This window comes from Streptomyces jumonjinensis (assembly GCF_009600885.1).
In the GTDB taxonomy this organism is placed as follows: domain Bacteria; phylum Actinomycetota; class Actinomycetes; order Streptomycetales; family Streptomycetaceae; genus Streptomyces; species Streptomyces jumonjinensis.
Genome location: NZ_VCLA01000150.1, coordinates 30378 through 47491 on the forward strand (window position 1 = coordinate 30378; position 17114 = coordinate 47491).

A 17114-nucleotide genomic window follows, 5' to 3' on the forward strand; every position below is an offset into this window, starting at 1 on the left:
GATCGCACCCGCGCTCTGCCCCGGGCCGGGCGGGCCGGGATCAGTTCGTCAGCGCGGCGATGAGCTCGTCCCGGCCCGCCGCCCCCGTCTTGCCGAACACCGCCTTGAGATGGTCGTTCACCGTGTGCGGGGAGAGCCCGAGGCGGCGGGCGATCTGCTTCGAGGCGGCCCCGGTGCGCAGTTCGTCGATGACCTGCCGCTCCCTCGGGGTGATCCCGTACCACTCGCAGAACGGGGCGAGCGACAGATCGCCCGGGGCGGCCTGGACGATCAGCGCCACATCGCCGGCGCCGTCGGCGCTGAGCGGCTGGGCCTGGACGGCGACCCAGCGTCCGCAGACCACCGGGGGCAGACAGACCGGCGGGACCGGTCCGAGCCCGAGGCGGGCCTGCCGACGGGCGGACAGGGAGAGGCTGATGTAGAAGGCGTCGACCCCCCAGACGGGGATCGCCCGGCCGCCGTGCGCCGAGAAGCAGTCCATCCACGCCTGCGCCTGCGGGGTGAACTCCTTGATCCGGTGATCGGGGCCCATGATGATCATCCCGGCGGGCAGCGCCGGTGCGGAGGGGAGCAGCCGCCCCTCCGTCGCATAGCGCACGACCGCCCCCATGAGCGCCGGGGCGAGTTCGGCGATCCGCTCGGCGTCCCGCCGTCCGAACGGCGCGGCGCCCTCGGAGCGGAACAGACCCAGCGCCCCCCAGACGCCCCGTCTGTTCCGCAGCAGCAACCGCAGTTCGGAGTTGACGCCGAAGGTGGAGAGCAGCTGGACCTCGGCCTTGGGCACCCGCTCAGGGGCCGCCGTATCCGCCTCCTCGTCGGCGGACTCGCCGACGACGCAGGCCGGTACGGAGAGCGGGGCCACGGCCGTGGCCCAGCGGGGGTTGCTGCCGGTGCCCCGGAAACGGTTGCGCACCATCGCCCCGACCAGTTCGGGGGCGCAGGCGTGCCAGAAGCTGAAGCTGCCGGCTCCCAGGCCGATGAGGGGGTTCGTGCCCACCAGGTTCAACGCGTCGTGCGGCACCACCCGGGAGATCACGGCGGAGACGCCGGCGCCGACCTCATCAGGCGCGACCCCCTGGCTCACCGCCTCATGAAGGGCCCGAGCCAGCCTGTCCACCTCGAACAGCACGGCTCCCATATGATGATTATGGACCCAAATGCACCCATACGCTTATCCGCGAGCCGTACCTCAGAGCCCGCGCCCCCGGGCCCGGCTCCCATAACGCCCGAAGGGCCCGGCTCCCCCGAGGAGCCGGGCCCTTCGCGCATCCCGCCCGGGGACTACCGCACAAACGTCCCCGCCTGGTTCGCCAGATCCAGGAAGTACTGCGGTGCGACGCCGAGCACCAGCGTCACCACCACCCCGAGGCCGATCGCCGCCACCGTCATCCCGGACGGGACCGCGACCGTCGGGCCGTCCGCCTTCGGCTCGCTGAAGAACATCAGCACGATGACCCGGATGTAGAAGAACGCGGCGATCGCCGACGAGATCACGCCGACCACGACCAGCGCTCCGGCGCCGCCCTCGGCCGCCGCGCTGAAGACCGCGAACTTCCCGGAGAAGCCCGAGGTCAGCGGGATGCCGGCGAAGGCGAGCAGAAACACCGCGAACACCGCGGCCACCAGCGGCGAACGCCGCCCCAGCCCCGCCCACTTGGAGAGATGGGTCGCCTCGCCGCCCGCGTCCCGCACCAGGGTGACCACCGCGAACGCCCCGATCGTCACAAACGAGTACGCGCCGAGATAGAAGAGGACGGAGGAGACCCCCTTCGGGGTCACCGCGACGACGCCCGCCAGGATGAACCCGGCGTGGGCGATGGACGAGTACGCCAGCAGCCGCTTGATGTCCGTCTGGGTGATCGCCACGATCGCGCCGCCCAGCATGGTGACGATCGCGACCGCCCACATCACCGGCCGCCAGTCCCAGCTCAGCCCCGGCAGCACCACATACAGCAGCCGCAGCAGCGCGCCGAACGCGGCCACCTTCGTCGCCGCCGCCATGAACCCGGTGACCGGGGTCGGTGCGCCCTGATAGACGTCCGGGGTCCACATATGGAACGGCACCGCGCCGACCTTGAAGAGCAGCCCCATCAGAATCAGCGCCCCGCCGATCAGCAGCAGCGCGTCATTGCCCATGGTGTCGGCGAGCACCGGATCGATGGTGCGGACGCTGCCGTCCACCACATCCGCGATCCGGGCGTACGACACCGAGCCCGCGTAGCCGTAGAGCAGCGCGATCCCGAAGAGCAGGAACGCCGACGAGAACGCGCCCAGCAGGAAGTACTTCACCGCCGCTTCCTGCGACAGCAGCCGCTTGCGGCGGGCCAGCGCGCAGAGCAGATAGAGCGGGAGGGAGAAGACCTCCAGCGCGATGAAGAGCGTCAGCAGATCATTGGCCGCGGGGAAGACCAGCAGCCCGGCGACGGCGAACAGCACCAGCGGATAGACCTCCGTGGTGGTGAACCCGGCCCGGACCGCCGCCTTCTCGCCCTCGCTGCCGGGCACCGAGGCGGCCTGCGCCGCGAAGGAGTCGATACGGTTGCCGTGCGCCTCCGGATCGAGCCTGCGCTCGGCGAAGGTGAACACGGCCACCACCGACGCCAGCAGGATCGTGCCCTGGAGAAAGAGCGTCGGCCCGTCGATCGCGATCGCGCCCATGGCCGCGATGTTCACCTTCGAGGTGCCGTAACCGGCCTGCGCGAGACCGATGACGGCGGCGAAGGAGGCGGCGAGGGCGAGCAGGGTCAGAAACACCTGGGCGTGATAGCGCGCCTTGCGCGGTAGAAACGCCTCCAGGAGCAGACCCACGATCGCCGCGCCCACAATGATCAGAACAGGGGCGAGCTGGGCGTACTCGATATCCGGGGCCTTGATCCGGTCGATCGGCTCGGCCGCCGTCGTCCACAGGCTGTGGACAGCTGTAGCGCTCACTGGGCCGCCTCCACCTCGGGCCGGGGGTCCTTCTTCTGTACATCGGACATCGTGTGCTCCACGGCCGGGTTGATGATCTCCGTGAGCGGCTTCGGGAAGACGCCCAGGAAGATCAGCAACGCGATCAGCGGGGCGACCACCGCCAGCTCACGGGCCTTGAGGTCGGGCATCGACTTCACCTCGGGCTTCACCGGACCGGTCATGGTCCGCTGATAGAGGACGAGGGTGTAGAGCGCGGCCAGCACTATGCCCGAGGTGGCGATGATCCCGGCGACGGGATAGCGCGCGAACGTGCCGACCAGAACCAGGAACTCACTGACGAACGGGGCGAGTCCGGGCAGCGAGAGCGTCGCCAGACCGCCGATGAGGAAGGTGCCCGCGAGCACCGGAGCGACCTTCTGCACCCCGCCGTAGTCCGCGATGAGCCGCGAACCGCGCCGGGAGATCAGGAAACCCGCCACCAGCATCAGCGCGGCGGTCGAGATCCCGTGGTTGACCATGTAGAGCGTCGCGCCCGACTGGCCCTGGGAGGTCATCGCGAAGATGCCGAGGACGATGAAGCCGAAGTGCGAGATCGAGGCATAGGCGATCAGCCGCTTGATGTCGCGCTGGCCGACCGCGAGCAGCGCTCCGTAGACGATGCTGATCAGCGCCAGCACCAGGATCACCGGGGTGGCCCACTGGGATGCCTCCGGGAAGAGCTGGAGACAGAACCGCAGCATCGCGAAGGTGCCGACCTTGTCGACGACCGCCGTGATCAGCACGGCGACCGGCGCGGTCGCCTCGCCCATCGCATTGGGCAGCCAGGTGTGCAGCGGCCAGAGCGGCGCCTTGATCGCGAAGGCGAAGAAGAAGCCCAGGAAGAGCAGCCGTTCGGTATTGGTCGCCATCTCCAGTTCGCCCGAGGCGCGGGCCTCGGCGATCTCGGTGAGCGAGAAGCTGCCCGCGACCACATAGAGACCGATGACGGCGGCCAGCATGATCAGTCCGCCGACCAGGTTGTAGAGCAGGAACTTGACCGCCGCGTACGACCGCTGGGCCGCCGCGTTCTGATCGCTGCCGGAGTGGGCGCGGTCGCCGAAGCCGCCGATGAGGAAGTACATCGGGATCAGCATGGCTTCGAAGAGGATGTAGAAGAGAAAGACGTCGGTGGCCTCGAAGGAGAGGATCACCATCGCCTCGACCATCAGGATCAGCGCGAAGAATCCCTGGGTCGGCCGCCAGCGGCTGCTGCCGGTCTCCTGGGGTTCGGCGTCGTTCCACCCCGCCAGGATGACGAAGGGAATCAGCAGCGCGGTCAGCGCGATCAGCGCCACCCCGATGCCGTCCACGCCCAGTTCGTAGCGGACGCCGAAGTCCGCGATCCAGGCGTGGGACTCGGTGAGCTGATAGCGGTCGCCGCCCGGCTCGAACCGTACGAACACGATCGCGGCCAGCGCCAGGGTGATCAGCGAGAAGACCAGCGCCAGCGTCTTCGCCACCGCTCGTCGCGCGGCGGGCACGGCGGCGGTGACGATCGCGCCGACCGCCGGAACCAGTGCCGTCGCCGTAAGGAGCGGGAAGGACATAGCAGTTACACCGCCCTCATCAGCAGGGTCACGGCGATCAGCACCGCCGTGCCTCCGAACATGGAGACGGCGTACGAGCGGGCGTAGCCGTTCTGGAGTTTGCGCAGCCGGCCGGAGAGCCCGCCGACCGAGGCCGCCGTGCCGTTGACCACCCCGTCGACCAGGGTGTGATCGACATAGACCAGGGAGCGGGTGAGATGCTCGCCGCCGCGGACCAGCACCACATGGTTGAAGTCGTCCTGGAGCAGATCGCGGCGGGCGGCCCGGGTGAGCAGCGAGCCGCGCGGCGCGGTGACCGGCACCGGCCTGCGTCCGTACATCGCCCAGGCGAGAAAGACGCCGATCAGCAGGACGACGACGGTGGCGCCGGTGACGGTGGCCGCGCTGATGGGCGCATGGCCGTGGTCATAGCCGGTGACGGGCTCCAGCCAGTTCAGGAAGCGGTCGCCGATGGAGAAGAAGCCTCCGGCGAAGACCGATCCGAACGCCAGGATGACCATGGGGATCGTCATGGACTTCGGCGACTCGTGCGGATGGGGCGGCTGCCCCTCCGCGTCGGGCTGCCAGCGCTTCTCGCCGAAGAAGGTCATCAGCATCACCCGGGTCATATAGAACGCGGTGATGGCCGCGCCCAGCAGCGCCACCCCGCCGAGGATCCAGCCCTCGGCGCCGCCCTTGGCGAAGGCGGACTCGATGATCTTGTCCTTGGAGAAGAAGCCGGAGAGCCCGGGGAAGCCGATGATGGCGAGATAGCCGAGGCCGAAGGTGACGAAGGTGACCGGCATGTATGTCCGCAGGCCGCCGTATTTGCGCATGTCGACCTCGTCGTTCATGCCGTGCATGACCGAGCCCGCGCCCAGGAAGAGCCCGGCTTTGAAGAAGCCGTGCGTCACCAGGTGCATGATGGCGAAGACATAGCCGATGGGGCCGAGTCCGGCCGCCAGGATCATGTAGCCGATCTGCGACATCGTCGAACCGGCGAGCGCCTTCTTGATGTCGTCCTTGGCGCAACCGACGATCGCACCGAAGAGCAGGGTGACCGCGCCGACGACCACGACCGCCAACTGCGCGTTCGGAGCCGCGTTGAAGATCGCGCCGGAGCGGACGATGAGATAGACGCCCGCGGTCACCATGGTCGCCGCGTGGATCAGGGCCGAGACCGGGGTCGGGCCCTCCATCGCGTCGCCGAGCCAGGACTGGAGGGGCACCTGGGCCGACTTGCCGCAGGCGGCGAGCAGCAGCATCAGACCGATCGCCGTGAGCGTGCCCTCACCGGTCTCGCCGACGGACGACAGCACCGGCCCGAAGGCGAAGGTCCCGAAGGTGGTGAACATCAGCATGATCGCGATGGAGAGACCGATGTCGCCGACGCGGTTGACGAGGAAGGCTTTCTTCGCCGCCGTCGCCGCGCTGGGCTTGTGCTGCCAGAAGCCGATCAGCAGATAGGAGGCGAGGCCGACGCCCTCCCAGCCGAAGTACAGCAGCAGATAGTTGTCGGCGATGACCAGCAGCAGCATCGCCGCGAGAAAGAGATTCAGATAGCCGAAGAAGCGGCGGCGGCGCTCATCGTGCTCCATATAGGCGATGGAGTAGACATGGATCAGTGTGCCCACGCCGGTGATCAGCAGGACGAAGGTCATCGACAGCTGGTCGAGCTGGAAGGCGATGTCCGCCTGGAAGCCCTCCACGGGGATCCAGCTGAACAGGTGCTGGTGCAGGGCGCGGTCGTCCGCGCTCCGGCCCAGCATGTCCAGGAACAGCACCACGCCGATGACGAAGGACGCGGCGGCGAGCACGGTGCCGAGCCAGTGCCCCGAGCGGTCGAGCCGCCGTCCCCCGCAGAGCAGCACCGCGGCTCCGAGCAGCGGCGCGGCGACGAGCAGCGCAATCAGGTTCTCCACGATTCAGCCCCTCACAGCTTCATCAGGCTGGCGTCGTCGACCGAGGCCGAGTGGCGGGAACGGAACAGGGACACGATGATCGCGAGCCCCACCACGACCTCGGCGGCGGCGACGACCATCGTGAAGAAGGCGATGATCTGGCCGTCGAGATTGCCGTGCATCCGGGAGAAGGCGACGAGCGCGAGATTGCAGGCGTTGAGCATCAGCTCGATGCACATGAACACCACGATCGCGTTCCGCCGGATCAGAACTCCGACCGCGCCGATGGTGAACAACAGCGCAGCCAGATAGAGGTAGTTGACCGGACTCACCGATGGGCCTCCTCTTCGTCCCGGTCCCGTCCGGAGTCGTTCTGATCGTGTCCGCAGTCGTCCTGGTCGTGTCCGGAGCCGCCCCGGTCCCGTCCGGAGTCGTTCCCGTCCCGTCCGGAGTCGTTCCGGTCACCCGGCAGGGCCGGGCCGCCGTGGCCCTCCCGTCCGAGCCGGTCCTCCGAGCGCCGCTCCAGCGCCTTGAGGTCCTCCAGCGCCTGGGTGGAGACATCGCGGATCTGGCCCCGCTCCCGCAGCGTCCTGCTGACGGTGAGCTCGGAGGGGGTGCCGTCCGGCAGCAGTCCGGCGATGTCCACCGCGTTGTGCCGGGCGTAGACGCCGGGGGCGGGGAGCGGCGGCAATTGCCTGCCTTCGCGCACCCGCTGCTCGGCCAGCTCCCGCTGGGTCCTGGCCCGCTCGGTGCGCTCCCGGTGGGTGAGCACCATCGCGCCGACCGCCGCGGTGATCAGCAGCGCGCCGGTGATCTCGAAGGCGAAGACGTACTTGGTGAAGAGCAGGGCGGCGATGCCCTCGATATTGCCGCCGTGGGCGGTGTTGGCCGCGCCGAGCCCGTTGAAGTTCTTCAGGGAGGCGTTGGCGATTCCGGTGATCAGCAGCACGCCGAAGCCGAGCCCGCAGAGCGCCGCGAGCCAGCGCTGCCCCTTGAGGGTCTCCTTGAGGGAGTCGGCGGCGGTGACGCCGACCAGCATCACGACGAAGAGGAACAGCATCATGATCGCGCCGGTGTAGACGACGATCTGGACGACCCCGAGGAAGTACGCGCCGTTGGCGAGATAGAAGACCGCCAGGATGATCATGGTCGCGGCGAGGCAGAGCGCGCTGTGGACGGCCCGCTTCATCAGGACCGTACAGAGCGCGCCGATCACCGCGACGGTGCCGAGGATCCAGAACTGGACGGCCTCGCCCGTCGACGTGGTGTTCGCGGCCAGGGTGGTCAGGGTGGTCAGACCGGTCATGCGCCCACCCCCGCGTCCTTCTCCTTCTTCCCGGACGCGGCCCCCGGGACGTCCTCGGAGTCCTTCTCCGAGTCGTTCTCGGAGTCCTTGGAGACGGCGGCCTGCTGGACGGTGCCGGGCGCGGCCTCGGTGACCAGCCCCCGGTAGTAGTCCTGCTCGTCCATGCCGGGGTAGATCGCATGGGGCGAGTCGACCATGCCCTCGTCGAGACCGGCGAGCAGCTGCTCCTTGGTGTAGATGAGGTTCTCGCGGGAGCTGTCGGCCAGGTCGAAATCGTTCGTCATCGTCAGCGCCCGGGTGGGGCACGCCTCGATGCAGAGCCCGCAGAGAATGCAGCGGGCGTAGTTGATCTGATAGACGCGGCCGTACCGCTCGCCCGGGGAGTAGCGCTCCTCGTCGGTGTTGTCCGCGCCCTCCACATAGATGGCGTCCGCGGGACAGGCCCAGGCGCACAGCTCGCATCCGATGCACTTCTCCAGGCCGTCCGGATGACGGTTGAGCTGGTGCCGGCCGTGGAAGCGCGGCGCTGTGACCTTCTGCTGCTCCGGGTACTGCTCGGTCAGCCGCTTCTTGAACATGGCCTTGAAGGTCACGCCGAAGCCGGCGACCGGATTCTGGAACTTGTCCGATTCCTCAGACACCGTCAGCCTCCTTTCCGTCACGAGATCCGTCGCGAGATCCCTCCGGGGAGCCACCGCGAGAACTGTCACTCACAGTGTCCACCCCACCACTGACAATCAGCTCGCGCTCCCGGCGCGGACCCCTGCGCGGCACCGGCGGCAGGGTCTGTCCGGGCAGCGGCGGCACCGGGAACCCGCCCGCCATCGGGTCGAAGGCGGCGGGCGGGGCCTTCGCCGCCGTCGCCTCCGCTTCCTCGTCCTTTCTGCCGCGGAAGACGTCCACGACGAAGGACAGCAGCAGTACGGCGATGACCCCGCCGCCGACATAGAGCAGGATCTGCTGGAAGTCGTAGTTCTCGTTCCGCAGCGCCCGTACCGTCGCCACCAGCATCAGCCAGAGCAGGGAGACCGGGATGAGGACCTTCCAGCCGAGCTTCATCAACTGGTCGTAGCGGACTCGCGGCAGGGTGCCGCGCAGCCAGATGAAGAAGAAGAGCAGCAGCTGGACCTTGACGACGAACCAGAGCATCGGCCACCAGCCGTGGTTCGCGCCCTCCCAGAAGGAGGAGATCGGGTAGGGGGCCCGCCAGCCGCCCAGGAAGAGGGTGACCGAGACCGCGGAGACGGTGACCATGTTGACGTACTCGGCCAGCATGAACATCGCGAACTTGATCGAGCTGTACTCGGTGTTGAAGCCGCCGACCAGGTCGCCCTCGGACTCCGGCATGTCGAACGGCGCCCGGTTGGTCTCGCCGACCATGGTGACGATGTAGATGATGAACGAGACCGGCAGCAGCAGGACGTACCAGCGGTCCGCCTGCGCCTCCACGATCGCCGAGGTCGACATCGACCCGGAGTAGAGGAAGACGGAGGCGAAGGCCGCGCCCATCGCGATCTCGTACGAGATCATCTGCGCGCAGGAGCGGAGCCCGCCGAGCAGGGGGTAGGTCGAACCGGACGACCAGCCCGCCAGCACGATGCCGTAGATGCCGACCGAGGCGATGGCGAGGACGTACAGCATCGCGATCGGCAGATCGGTGAGCTGCATCGTGGTGCGCTGCCCGAAGATCGAGACCTCGTTGCCCGCCGGCCCGAAGGGGATGACGGCGATCGCCATGAAGGCGGGGATCGCGGCGACGATCGGCGCGAGGACATAGACGACCTTGTCGGCGCGCTTGACGATCACATCCTCCTTCAGCATCAGCTTGACGCCGTCCGCGAGGGACTGGAGGAGGCCCCAGGGGCCGTGCCGGTTGGGGCCGATGCGCAGCTGCATCCAGGCGACGACCTTGCGCTCCCACACGATGGAGAAGAGCACGGTCACCATGAGGAAGGCGAAGCAGAACACCGCCTTGACCGCGACGAGCCACCACGGGTCGCGCCCGAACATCGAGAGGTCCTCGGCCGCGAACAGCTGGGTGTGCGCCTGGAGCTGCGCCCCCGTCTCGGCGATCATGCGCGCACCTCCGGCGTCTGGGTCACGGCCTCCGGGGAGGCCGGGCCGATGCGGACCAGCTCGCCGGGGTGGGCTCCGGTGCCGGGGGTGACGCCCGGGCCCGCGGAGTTCAGCGGCAGCCAGACCACCCGGTCGGGCATCGCGGTGATCCGGAGCGGAAGCCGTACGGTCCCGGTGGGGCCGGTGACGGAGAGCTCGTCGCCGTCCTTGACCCCGGTCTCGGCGGCCGTGGCGGCGGAGAGCCGGGCGACGGCGGCATGGCGCGTGCCCGCGAGTGCTTCGTCGCCCCGCTGGAGCAGGCCCTGGTCGAGCAGGAGCCGATGCCCGGCGAGCACGGCCTCGCCCTCGCCGGGGCGGGGCAGCGGCCGGGCGGACTCCATCGGCCCGGTGCCCCGGGACCCGGTCCAGCCGGCGAGCCGGTCCAGTTCCCGGCGTACGGAGAGAAGATCCGGCAGTCCGAGGGGGACGTCCATCTCGTCCGCGAGCATATGCAGCACCCGGGCGTCGGACGGGGCGAGCCTGCGGGTCATCTGCTCGGGTTTGAGCGCGGCTTCGAACATCCGCGCCCTGCCCTCCCAGTTGAGGAAGGTGCCGGGCTTCTCGGCGACGGCCGCGACCGGGAAGACGACGTCCGCCCGTTCGGTGACCTCGCTGGGCCGCAGCTCCAGGGAGACGACGAAGGCGGCCGTGTCGAGCGCCTGGCGGGCGCAGGCCGGGTCGGGCAGATCGGCGAGCTCGACGCCCGCGACCAGCAGCGCGCCCAGCTCGCCGGCGGCGGCGGCCTCGATGATCCCGCCGGTGTCCCGCCCGTAGCCCCGCGGGAGTTCCCTGATCCGCCACAGCTCCGCGATCTCCTCACGGGCGCGGGGGTCGGCGGCGGGGCGTCCGCCGGGCAGCAGCGAGGGGAGCGCGCCGGCTTCGATCGCGCCCCGTTCGCCCGCCCGGCGCGGAATCCACACCAGCCGCGCGCCGGTCGCGGTGGCGGTCCGCACGGCGGCGGTGAGCCCGCCGGGGACGGCCGCGAGCCGTTCGCCGACGATGATGACCGCGCCCTCGGCGCGCAGCGCCTCGGCGGCGCTCGCGCCGTCGGCGTCGAGGCCGACACCGCCGCCGAGCGCGTCGAGCCACTCGGTCTCGGTGCCGGGGGCGGCGGCCAGCAGGGTGCCGCCCGCCTTGGTCAGTCCGGGCGTCGCATGGGTGGCGAGGGCGTAGACCCGCTGGCCGCGGGTGCGGTGGGCCTTGCGCAGCCGGAGGAAGACGCCGGGGGCCTCCTCCTCGGACTCGAAGCCGGCCAGGAGTACGGCGGGGGCCTTCTCCAGCGCGGAGTAGGTGAGGCCGTCGCCGTCCAGATCGCGCCCCCGGCCCGCGACCTCGGCGGCCAGGAAGTCGGCTTCCTCGCCGGAGTGGACCCGGGCGCGGAAGTCGATGTCATGGGTGCCGAGGGCGACCCGGGCGAACTTGGCGTACGCATAGGAGTCCTCGACGGTCAGCCGGCCGCCGATGAGCACTCCGGCCCGGCCGCGCGCCGCGCTCAGCCCCGCCGCCGCGGCGGCCAGCGCCTCGGGCCAGCTCGCGGTCTCCAGCTCTCCGCGCTCATTGCGTACGAGCGGGGTGGTCAGCCGGTCGCGCTGCTGGGCGTAGCGGAAGCCGAAGCGGCCCTTGTCGCAGATCCACTCCTCGTTGACCTCGGGGTCGTCGGCGGCGAGCCGCCGCATGACCTTGCCCCGGCGGTGGTCGGTGCGGGTGGCGCAGCCGCCGGCGCAGTGCTCGCAGACGCTCGGCGAGGAGACCAGGTCGAAGGGGCGGGAGCGGAAGCGGTACGCGGCCGAGGTCAGTGCGCCCACCGGGCAGATCTGGATGGTGTTCCCGGAGAAGTACGACTCGAAGGGGTCGCCCTCGCCGGTGCCGACCTGCTGGAGCGCTCCCCGTTCCAGCAGTTCGATCATCGGGTCGCCCGCGATCTGCTGGGAGAAGCGGGTGCAGCGGGCGCAGAGCACACAGCGCTCGCGGTCCAGCAGCACCTGGGTGGAGATGGGGACCGGCTTCTCATAGGTCCGCTTCTTCCCCTCGAAGCGGGAGTCGGTGTCCCCGTGGGACATCGCCTGGTTCTGGAGGGGGCACTCGCCGCCCTTGTCGCAGACCGGGCAGTCCAGCGGATGGTTGATCAGCAGCAGCTCCATCACGCCCTTCTGCGCCTTCTCGGCGACGGGCGAGCTGAGCTGCGACTTGACCACCATGCCGTCGGTGCAGGTGATGGTGCAGGAGGCCATCGGCTTGCGCTGGCCCTCGACCTCGACGATGCACTGACGGCAGGCGCCGACCGGGTCGAGGAGGGGGTGGTCGCAGAACCGGGGGATCTCGATGCCGAGGAGTTCGGCGGCGCGGATGACGAGGGTGCCCTTGGGCACGCTGATCTCGGCTCCGTCGATGGTCAGCGTCACGAGGTCCTCGGGCGGCACCGCCGCCTCGCCGCCCCCGGAGGGAGCGCTCGTGGTCACAGTCATGCGTTCACCTCCGTACGGTGATCGGCCCAAGCGGTGGACTTGGCCGGGTCGAAGGGGCAGCCGGAGCCGGTGATGTGCTGCTCGTACTCCTCGCGGAAGTACTTCAGCGAGGAGAAGATCGGGGAGGCCGCGCCGTCGCCGAGGGCGCAGAACGACTTGCCGTTGATGTTGTCGGCGATGTCGTTGAGCTTGTCGAGGTCGGACATGACCCCGGTGCCCGCTTCGATGTCGCGGAGCAGCTGGACCAGCCAGTAGGTGCCTTCGCGGCAGGGGGTGCACTTGCCGCAGGACTCATGGGCGTAGAACTCGGTCCAGCGGGTGACGGCCCGGACCACGCAGGTGGTCTCGTCGAAGCACTGGAGCGCCTTGGTGCCGAGCATGGAACCGGCGGCTCCGACTCCTTCGTAGTCGAGGGGCACATCGAGGTGCTCCTCGGTGAGGAGCGGGGTGGAGGAGCCGCCGGGGGTCCAGAACTTGAGCCGGTGGCCGGGGCGCATTCCGCCGCTCATGTCGAGGAGCTGGCGCAGGGTGATCCCGAGGGGGGCCTCGTACTGTCCGGGGGAGGTCACATGGCCGCTGAGGGAGTAGAGCGTGAAGCCGGGGGACTTCTCGCTTCCCATGGACGTGAACCATTCCTTGCCGCGGTTGAGGATCGCGGGAACGGATGCGATGGACTCGACGTTGTTCACCACAGTGGGGCACGCGTACAGACCGGCGACCGCGGGGAAGGGGGGTCGCAGCCGGGGCTGGCCGCGGCGTCCTTCGAGCGAGTCGAGCAGCGCGGTCTCCTCACCGCAGATGTACGCGCCCGCGCCCGCGTGCACCGTGATGTCGAGGTCGAGTCCGCTGCCCAGGACGTTCCGGCCGAGATAGCCGGCCTCGTACGCCTCGCGTACGGCTTCGTGCAGCCGTCGCAGTACGGGGACGACTTCACCGCGCAGATAGATGAACGCGTGGTTCGAGCGGATCGCGTAACAGGCGATGATCATCCCCTCGATGAGGGAATGCGGGTTGGCGAAGAGAAGCGGGATGTCCTTGCAGGTCCCGGGCTCCGATTCGTCGGCGTTGACAACAAGATAGTGAGGCTTGCCGTCTCCCTGCGGGATGAACTGCCACTTCATCCCGGTGGGGAAGCCCGCGCCGCCGCGTCCGCGCAGTCCGGACTCCTTGACATAGGCGATCAGATCGTCCGGGGACATCGCGAGGGCCTTGCGCAGACCCTGGTAGCCCTCGTGGCGCTGATAGGTCTTCAGCGTCCAGGACTCCTCCTCGTCCCAGAACGCCGAGAGGACCGGCGCGAGCAGCTTCTCAGGGCTGGTGGGCCCCGGGGCGCCGGGCCGGGCCGTGCCTCCCTGCTCGGTGGACAAGGTCATCACTCCCCCTCCTCGGTGACCGGTCCGGACGGGTGGTGCGGATCGGAGTCCGATGTGCTCTGCGGTGCGTCATGCGAGCTGCGGTGCCGGGAGCCCGGCTGGGGCGGCTCGTCGACCGCCTCTCCCCGGGGCGAGACCACCCGGGCGGGCACCGACTCGCCCTTGGCCAGGCGCAGTCCGATGAGCGAGGCGGGGCCCGCGCCGCCGGTGGCCGCGACCGCGCCGGGGCGTTCGTCGGGGAAGCCGGCGAGGATGCGGGCGGTCTCCCGGTAGGTGCACAGGGGAGCGCCCCGGGTGGGTTCCACGGGCCGGTCCGCGCGCAGGTCGTCGACGATCCGCCGGGCGGACGCGGGCGTCTGGTTGTCGAAGAACTCCCAGTTCACCATCACCACGGGGGCGAAGTCGCAGGCCGCGTTGCACTCGATGTGCTCCAGTGTGACCTTGCCGTCCTCGGTGGTCTCGCCGTTGCCGACGCCGAGATGTTCCTTGAGGTCCTCGAAGATGGCGTCGCCGCCCATGACCGCGCAGAGCGTGTTGGTGCAGACGCCGACCTGGTAGTCGCCGGAGGGCTTGCGGCGGTACATGGTGTAGAAGGTGGCGACCGCCGTGACCTCGGCGGTGGTCAGTTCCAGGACCTCGGCGCAGAACCGCATCCCGGTGCGGGAGACGAAGCCCTCCTCCGACTGCACCAGATGCAGCAGCGGCAGCAGCGCGGAGCGGGAGTCGGGGTAGCGGGAGACGACGTCCTTGGCGTCCGCCTCCAGCCTGGCGCGCACATCGGCCGGGTAGTCGGGGGCGGGGAGCTGGGGCATCCCCAGCTGTACGTCCTGGTTGGACGAGTGCGCCGTCATCGGTCGACGCCTCCCATCACGGGGTCGATGGACGCGACGGCGACGATGACGTCGGCGACTTGGCCGCCTTCGCACATGGCCGCCATGGCCTGGAGGTTGGTGAAGGACGGGTCGCGGAAGTGGACCCGGAAGGGGCGGGTTCCGCCGTCGGAGCCGATATGCGCGCCCAGTTCGCCCTTGGGCGACTCGACGGCCGCGTACACCTGCCCGGCGGGGACCCTGAAGCCCTCGGTGACCAGCTTGAAGTGGTGGATCAGGGCCTCCATCGAGGTGCCCATGATCTTCTTGATGTGGTCGAGGGAGTTGCCGAGTCCGTCCGGTCCGAGCGCGAGCTGCGCGGGCCAGGCGATCTTCTTGTCGCCGACCATGACCGGGCCGGGCTCCAGCCGGTCGATGCACTGCTCGACGATCCGCAGCGACTGGCGCATCTCCTCCAGCCGGATCAGGAACCGGCCGTAGGCGTCGCAGGTGTCGGCGGTCGGGATCTCGAAGTCGTACTCCTCGTAACCGCAGTACGGGTCGGTCTTGCGCAGATCGTGGGCGAGCCCGGCGGAGCGCAGAATCGGCCCGGTGGCCCCGAGGGCCATACAGCCGGTGAGGTCGAGATAGCCGATGTCCTGCATCCGGGCCTTGAAGATGGGGTTGCCGGTGGCGAGTTTGTCGTACTCCGGCAGGTTCTTCCTCATGGTCTTCACGAAGTCGCGGAGCCGGTCCACGGTGCCCGCGGGCAGATCCTGGGCGAGCCCGCCGGGCCGGATGAACGCGTGGTTCATCCGCAGGCCGGTGATCAGCTCGTAGAGGTCGAGGATGAGCTCGCGGTCGCGGAAGCCGTAGATCATGATCGTGGTGGCGCCGAGCTCCATCCCGCCGGTGGCGATGCACACCAGATGGGAGGAGAGCCGGTTGAGCTCCATCAGCAGCACCCGGATGACCGTGGCCCGGTCGGGGATCTGGTCCTCGATGCCGAGGAGCCTCTCGACGCCCAGGCAGTACGCCGTCTCGTTGAAGAAGGGCGTGAGGTAATCCATGCGCGTGACGAAGGTGGTGCCCTGCGTCCAGGTGCGGAATTCGAGGTTCTTCTCGATGCCGGTGTGGAGATAGCCGATGCCGCAGCGGGCCTCGGTGACGGTCTCGCCGTCGATCTCCAGGATCAGCCGGAGCACCCCGTGGGTGGAGGGGTGCTGGGGACCCATGTTGACGACGATGCGCTCGTCGTCGGCTTTGGCCGCGCTCTGTACGACCTCGTCCCAGTCGCCGCCGGTGACCGTGTAGACGGGGCCTTCGGTGGTCTCGCGTGCCTGTGCGGGTGAAGTGGACATCAGCTGTACGACCTCCGCTGGTCCGGAGCCGGGATCTGGGCGCCCTTGTACTCGACGGCGATCCCGCCGAGCGGATAGTCCTTGCGCTGCGGGAAGCCCTGCCAGTCGTCGGGCATCATGATCCGGGTGAGGGCGGGGTGGCCGTCGAAGACGAGCCCGAAGAAGTCATAGGTCTCGCGCTCGTGCCAGTCGTTGGTCGGATAGACCGCGACCAGCGAGGGGATGTGCGGGTCGCGGTCCGGGGCGGAGACCTCGACGCGGATCAGCCGGCCGTGGGTGAGCGAGCGCAGATGGTAGACCGCGTGCAGTTCGCGGCCCTTGTCCTCGGGGTAGTGGACCCCGCTGACCCCGGTGCACAGCTCGAACCGCAGGGCGGGGTCGTCGCGCAGGGTGCGGGCGACCTGGAGCAGATGCTCCCGCTCGATGTGGAAGGTCAGCTCGCCCCGGTCGACGACCGTCTTCTCGATGGCGTTCTCGGGGATGAGCCCCTGCTCTTCGAGCGCGCCTTCGAGTTCATCGGCGACCTCGTCGAAGTAGCCGCCGTAGGGGCGGCTCGCCGGGCCCGGCAGCCGGACCGAGCGGACCAGCCCGCCGTAACCGGAGGTGTCGCCGCCGTTCTCGGCGCCGAACATGCCGCGCTGGACGCGGATCTCCTCGCCGTGGTAGCAGCGCTGCCCCGGGAGGTTCTGCTCGCTGAGCTCCTTCTCCGGGTTCGGCCGGTCCTGGGCGCCGCCCTTGGGCTGGTCGGTCATCGCAGCAGCCCCTTCATCTCAATGGTGGGGAGCGCCTTGAGCGCGGCCTCTTCCGCCTCGCGGGCCGCTTCCTCCGCGTTGACGCCGAGCTTGGAGGACTGGATCTTCTGGTGGAGCTTGAGGATCGCGTCCATCAGCATCTCCGGGCGCGGCGGGCAGCCGGGCAGATAGATGTCGACGGGAACAATGTGGTCAACGCCCTGCACAATCGCGTAGTTATTGAACATGCCGCCCGACGACGCGCACACGCCCATGGAGATGACCCACTTGGGATTGGGCATCTGGTCATAGACCTGCCGCAGCACGGGCGCCATCTTCTGGCTCACCCGCCCGGCCACGATCATCAGATCGGCCTGGCGCGGCGAGCCCCGGAACACCTCCATGCCGAAGCGGGCGAGGTCGTAGCGTCCGGCGCCGGTCGTCATCATCTCGATGGCGCAGCACGCCAGACCGAACGTGGCCGGAAAGACGGATGCCTTCCGCACCCAGCCCGAGGCCTGCTCGACCGTCGTCAGCAGAAATCCGCTCGGCAGCTTCTCTTCGAGTCCCATTGG

At 69.3% G+C, this 17114-nt stretch carries 14 protein-coding genes; all 14 read right to left on the reverse strand.

What is annotated here, in order from left to right; all coding sequences use genetic code 11:
• Positions 1–40 precede the first annotated feature (40 nt).
• Positions 41–1138 carry a helix-turn-helix transcriptional regulator gene (locus tag FF041_RS18840; protein ID WP_153523900.1) on the reverse strand — a complete coding sequence of 366 codons (1098 nt, stop codon included), beginning with the start codon at positions 1136–1138 and terminating at the stop codon, positions 41–43.
• Positions 1139–1281: 143 nt separating this feature from the next.
• The gene (gene nuoN, locus FF041_RS18845) at positions 1282–2931 is read right to left on the reverse strand and encodes an NADH-quinone oxidoreductase subunit NuoN (RefSeq protein ID WP_323372074.1); all 1650 of its coding nucleotides are present in this window, start codon (positions 2929–2931) and stop codon (positions 1282–1284) included.
• Complete coding sequence (locus tag FF041_RS18850) at positions 2928–4499, reverse strand: NADH-quinone oxidoreductase subunit M (RefSeq protein WP_153523901.1); 1572 nt, start codon at positions 4497–4499, stop codon at positions 2928–2930. Before FF041_RS18850 ends, nuoN begins: the two co-directional genes overlap by 4 nt.
• 5 nt (positions 4500–4504) lie before the next feature.
• Positions 4505–6400, reverse strand: coding sequence for an NADH-quinone oxidoreductase subunit L (nuoL, locus tag FF041_RS18855; protein WP_323392121.1), 1896 nt, complete (start codon positions 6398–6400; stop codon positions 4505–4507).
• An 11-nt stretch (positions 6401–6411) separates the two neighbouring features.
• Positions 6412–6711, reverse strand: a complete 300-nt coding sequence (nuoK, locus tag FF041_RS18860; protein ID WP_323372078.1) for an NADH-quinone oxidoreductase subunit NuoK — start codon at positions 6709–6711, stop codon at positions 6412–6414.
• The gene (locus tag FF041_RS18865) at positions 6708–7685 is read right to left on the reverse strand and encodes an NADH-quinone oxidoreductase subunit J (RefSeq protein WP_228388375.1); all 978 of its coding nucleotides are present in this window, start codon (positions 7683–7685) and stop codon (positions 6708–6710) included. Before FF041_RS18865 ends, nuoK begins: the two co-directional genes overlap by 4 nt.
• The gene (gene nuoI / locus FF041_RS18870) at positions 7682–8263 is read right to left on the reverse strand and encodes an NADH-quinone oxidoreductase subunit NuoI (protein WP_398764416.1); all 582 of its coding nucleotides are present in this window, start codon (positions 8261–8263) and stop codon (positions 7682–7684) included. The genes FF041_RS18865 and nuoI overlap by 4 nt, the downstream gene beginning before the upstream one ends.
• 55 nt (positions 8264–8318) lie before the next feature.
• On the reverse strand, positions 8319–9761 hold the full coding sequence (gene nuoH, locus FF041_RS18875; protein WP_153523903.1) for an NADH-quinone oxidoreductase subunit NuoH: 1443 nt from the start codon (positions 9759–9761) through the stop codon (positions 8319–8321).
• Positions 9758–12265, reverse strand: a complete 2508-nt coding sequence (locus FF041_RS18880; protein WP_153523904.1) for an NADH-quinone oxidoreductase subunit G — start codon at positions 12263–12265, stop codon at positions 9758–9760. Before FF041_RS18880 ends, nuoH begins: the two co-directional genes overlap by 4 nt.
• The gene (gene nuoF, locus FF041_RS18885) at positions 12262–13638 is read right to left on the reverse strand and encodes an NADH-quinone oxidoreductase subunit NuoF (protein ID WP_153523905.1); all 1377 of its coding nucleotides are present in this window, start codon (positions 13636–13638) and stop codon (positions 12262–12264) included. Before nuoF ends, FF041_RS18880 begins: the two co-directional genes overlap by 4 nt.
• Positions 13638–14489: an NADH-quinone oxidoreductase subunit NuoE gene (nuoE, locus tag FF041_RS18890; protein ID WP_153523906.1), complete on the reverse strand. Its 852-nt coding sequence runs from the start codon at positions 14487–14489 to the stop codon at positions 13638–13640. Before nuoE ends, nuoF begins: the two co-directional genes overlap by 1 nt.
• Entirely contained in the window at positions 14486–15808 is a 1323-nt protein-coding gene (locus FF041_RS18895) for an NADH-quinone oxidoreductase subunit D (RefSeq protein WP_153523907.1), read from the reverse strand. Before FF041_RS18895 ends, nuoE begins: the two co-directional genes overlap by 4 nt.
• Entirely contained in the window at positions 15808–16560 is a 753-nt protein-coding gene (locus FF041_RS18900) for an NADH-quinone oxidoreductase subunit C (RefSeq protein WP_153523908.1), read from the reverse strand. Before FF041_RS18900 ends, FF041_RS18895 begins: the two co-directional genes overlap by 1 nt.
• Positions 16557–17111 (reverse strand): NuoB/complex I 20 kDa subunit family protein, encoded by a 555-nt coding sequence (locus FF041_RS18905; protein WP_153485460.1) that lies wholly within the window; start codon positions 17109–17111, stop codon positions 16557–16559. The genes FF041_RS18900 and FF041_RS18905 overlap by 4 nt, the downstream gene beginning before the upstream one ends.
• Between the last annotated feature and the right edge of the window lie 3 nt (positions 17112–17114).

What these genes read in the sequence shown, in the direction of transcription:
- FF041_RS18840 (WP_153523900.1), bottom strand. Translation starts at nt 1,138, where the DNA reads ATGGGAGCCGTGCTGTTCGAGGTGGACAGGCTGGCTCGGGCCCTTCAT.
- FF041_RS18850 (WP_153523901.1), bottom strand. Translation starts at nt 4,499, where the DNA reads ATGTCCTTCCCGCTCCTTACGGCGACGGCACTGGTTCCGGCGGTCGGC.
- FF041_RS18865 (WP_228388375.1), bottom strand. Translation starts at nt 7,685, where the DNA reads ATGACCGGTCTGACCACCCTGACCACCCTGGCCGCGAACACCACGTCG.
- nuoI (WP_398764416.1), bottom strand. Translation starts at nt 8,263, where the DNA reads ATGTTCAAGAAGCGGCTGACCGAGCAGTACCCGGAGCAGCAGAAGGTC.
- nuoH (WP_153523903.1), bottom strand. Translation starts at nt 9,761, where the DNA reads ATGATCGCCGAGACGGGGGCGCAGCTCCAGGCGCACACCCAGCTGTTC.
- FF041_RS18880 (WP_153523904.1), bottom strand. Translation starts at nt 12,265, where the DNA reads ATGACTGTGACCACGAGCGCTCCCTCCGGGGGCGGCGAGGCGGCGGTG.
- nuoF (WP_153523905.1), bottom strand. Translation starts at nt 13,638, where the DNA reads ATGACCTTGTCCACCGAGCAGGGAGGCACGGCCCGGCCCGGCGCCCCG.
- nuoE (WP_153523906.1), bottom strand. Translation starts at nt 14,489, where the DNA reads ATGACGGCGCACTCGTCCAACCAGGACGTACAGCTGGGGATGCCCCAG.
- FF041_RS18895 (WP_153523907.1), bottom strand. Translation starts at nt 15,808, where the DNA reads ATGTCCACTTCACCCGCACAGGCACGCGAGACCACCGAAGGCCCCGTC.
- FF041_RS18900 (WP_153523908.1), bottom strand. Translation starts at nt 16,560, where the DNA reads ATGACCGACCAGCCCAAGGGCGGCGCCCAGGACCGGCCGAACCCGGAG.
- FF041_RS18905 (WP_153485460.1), bottom strand. Translation starts at nt 17,111, where the DNA reads ATGGGACTCGAAGAGAAGCTGCCGAGCGGATTTCTGCTGACGACGGTC.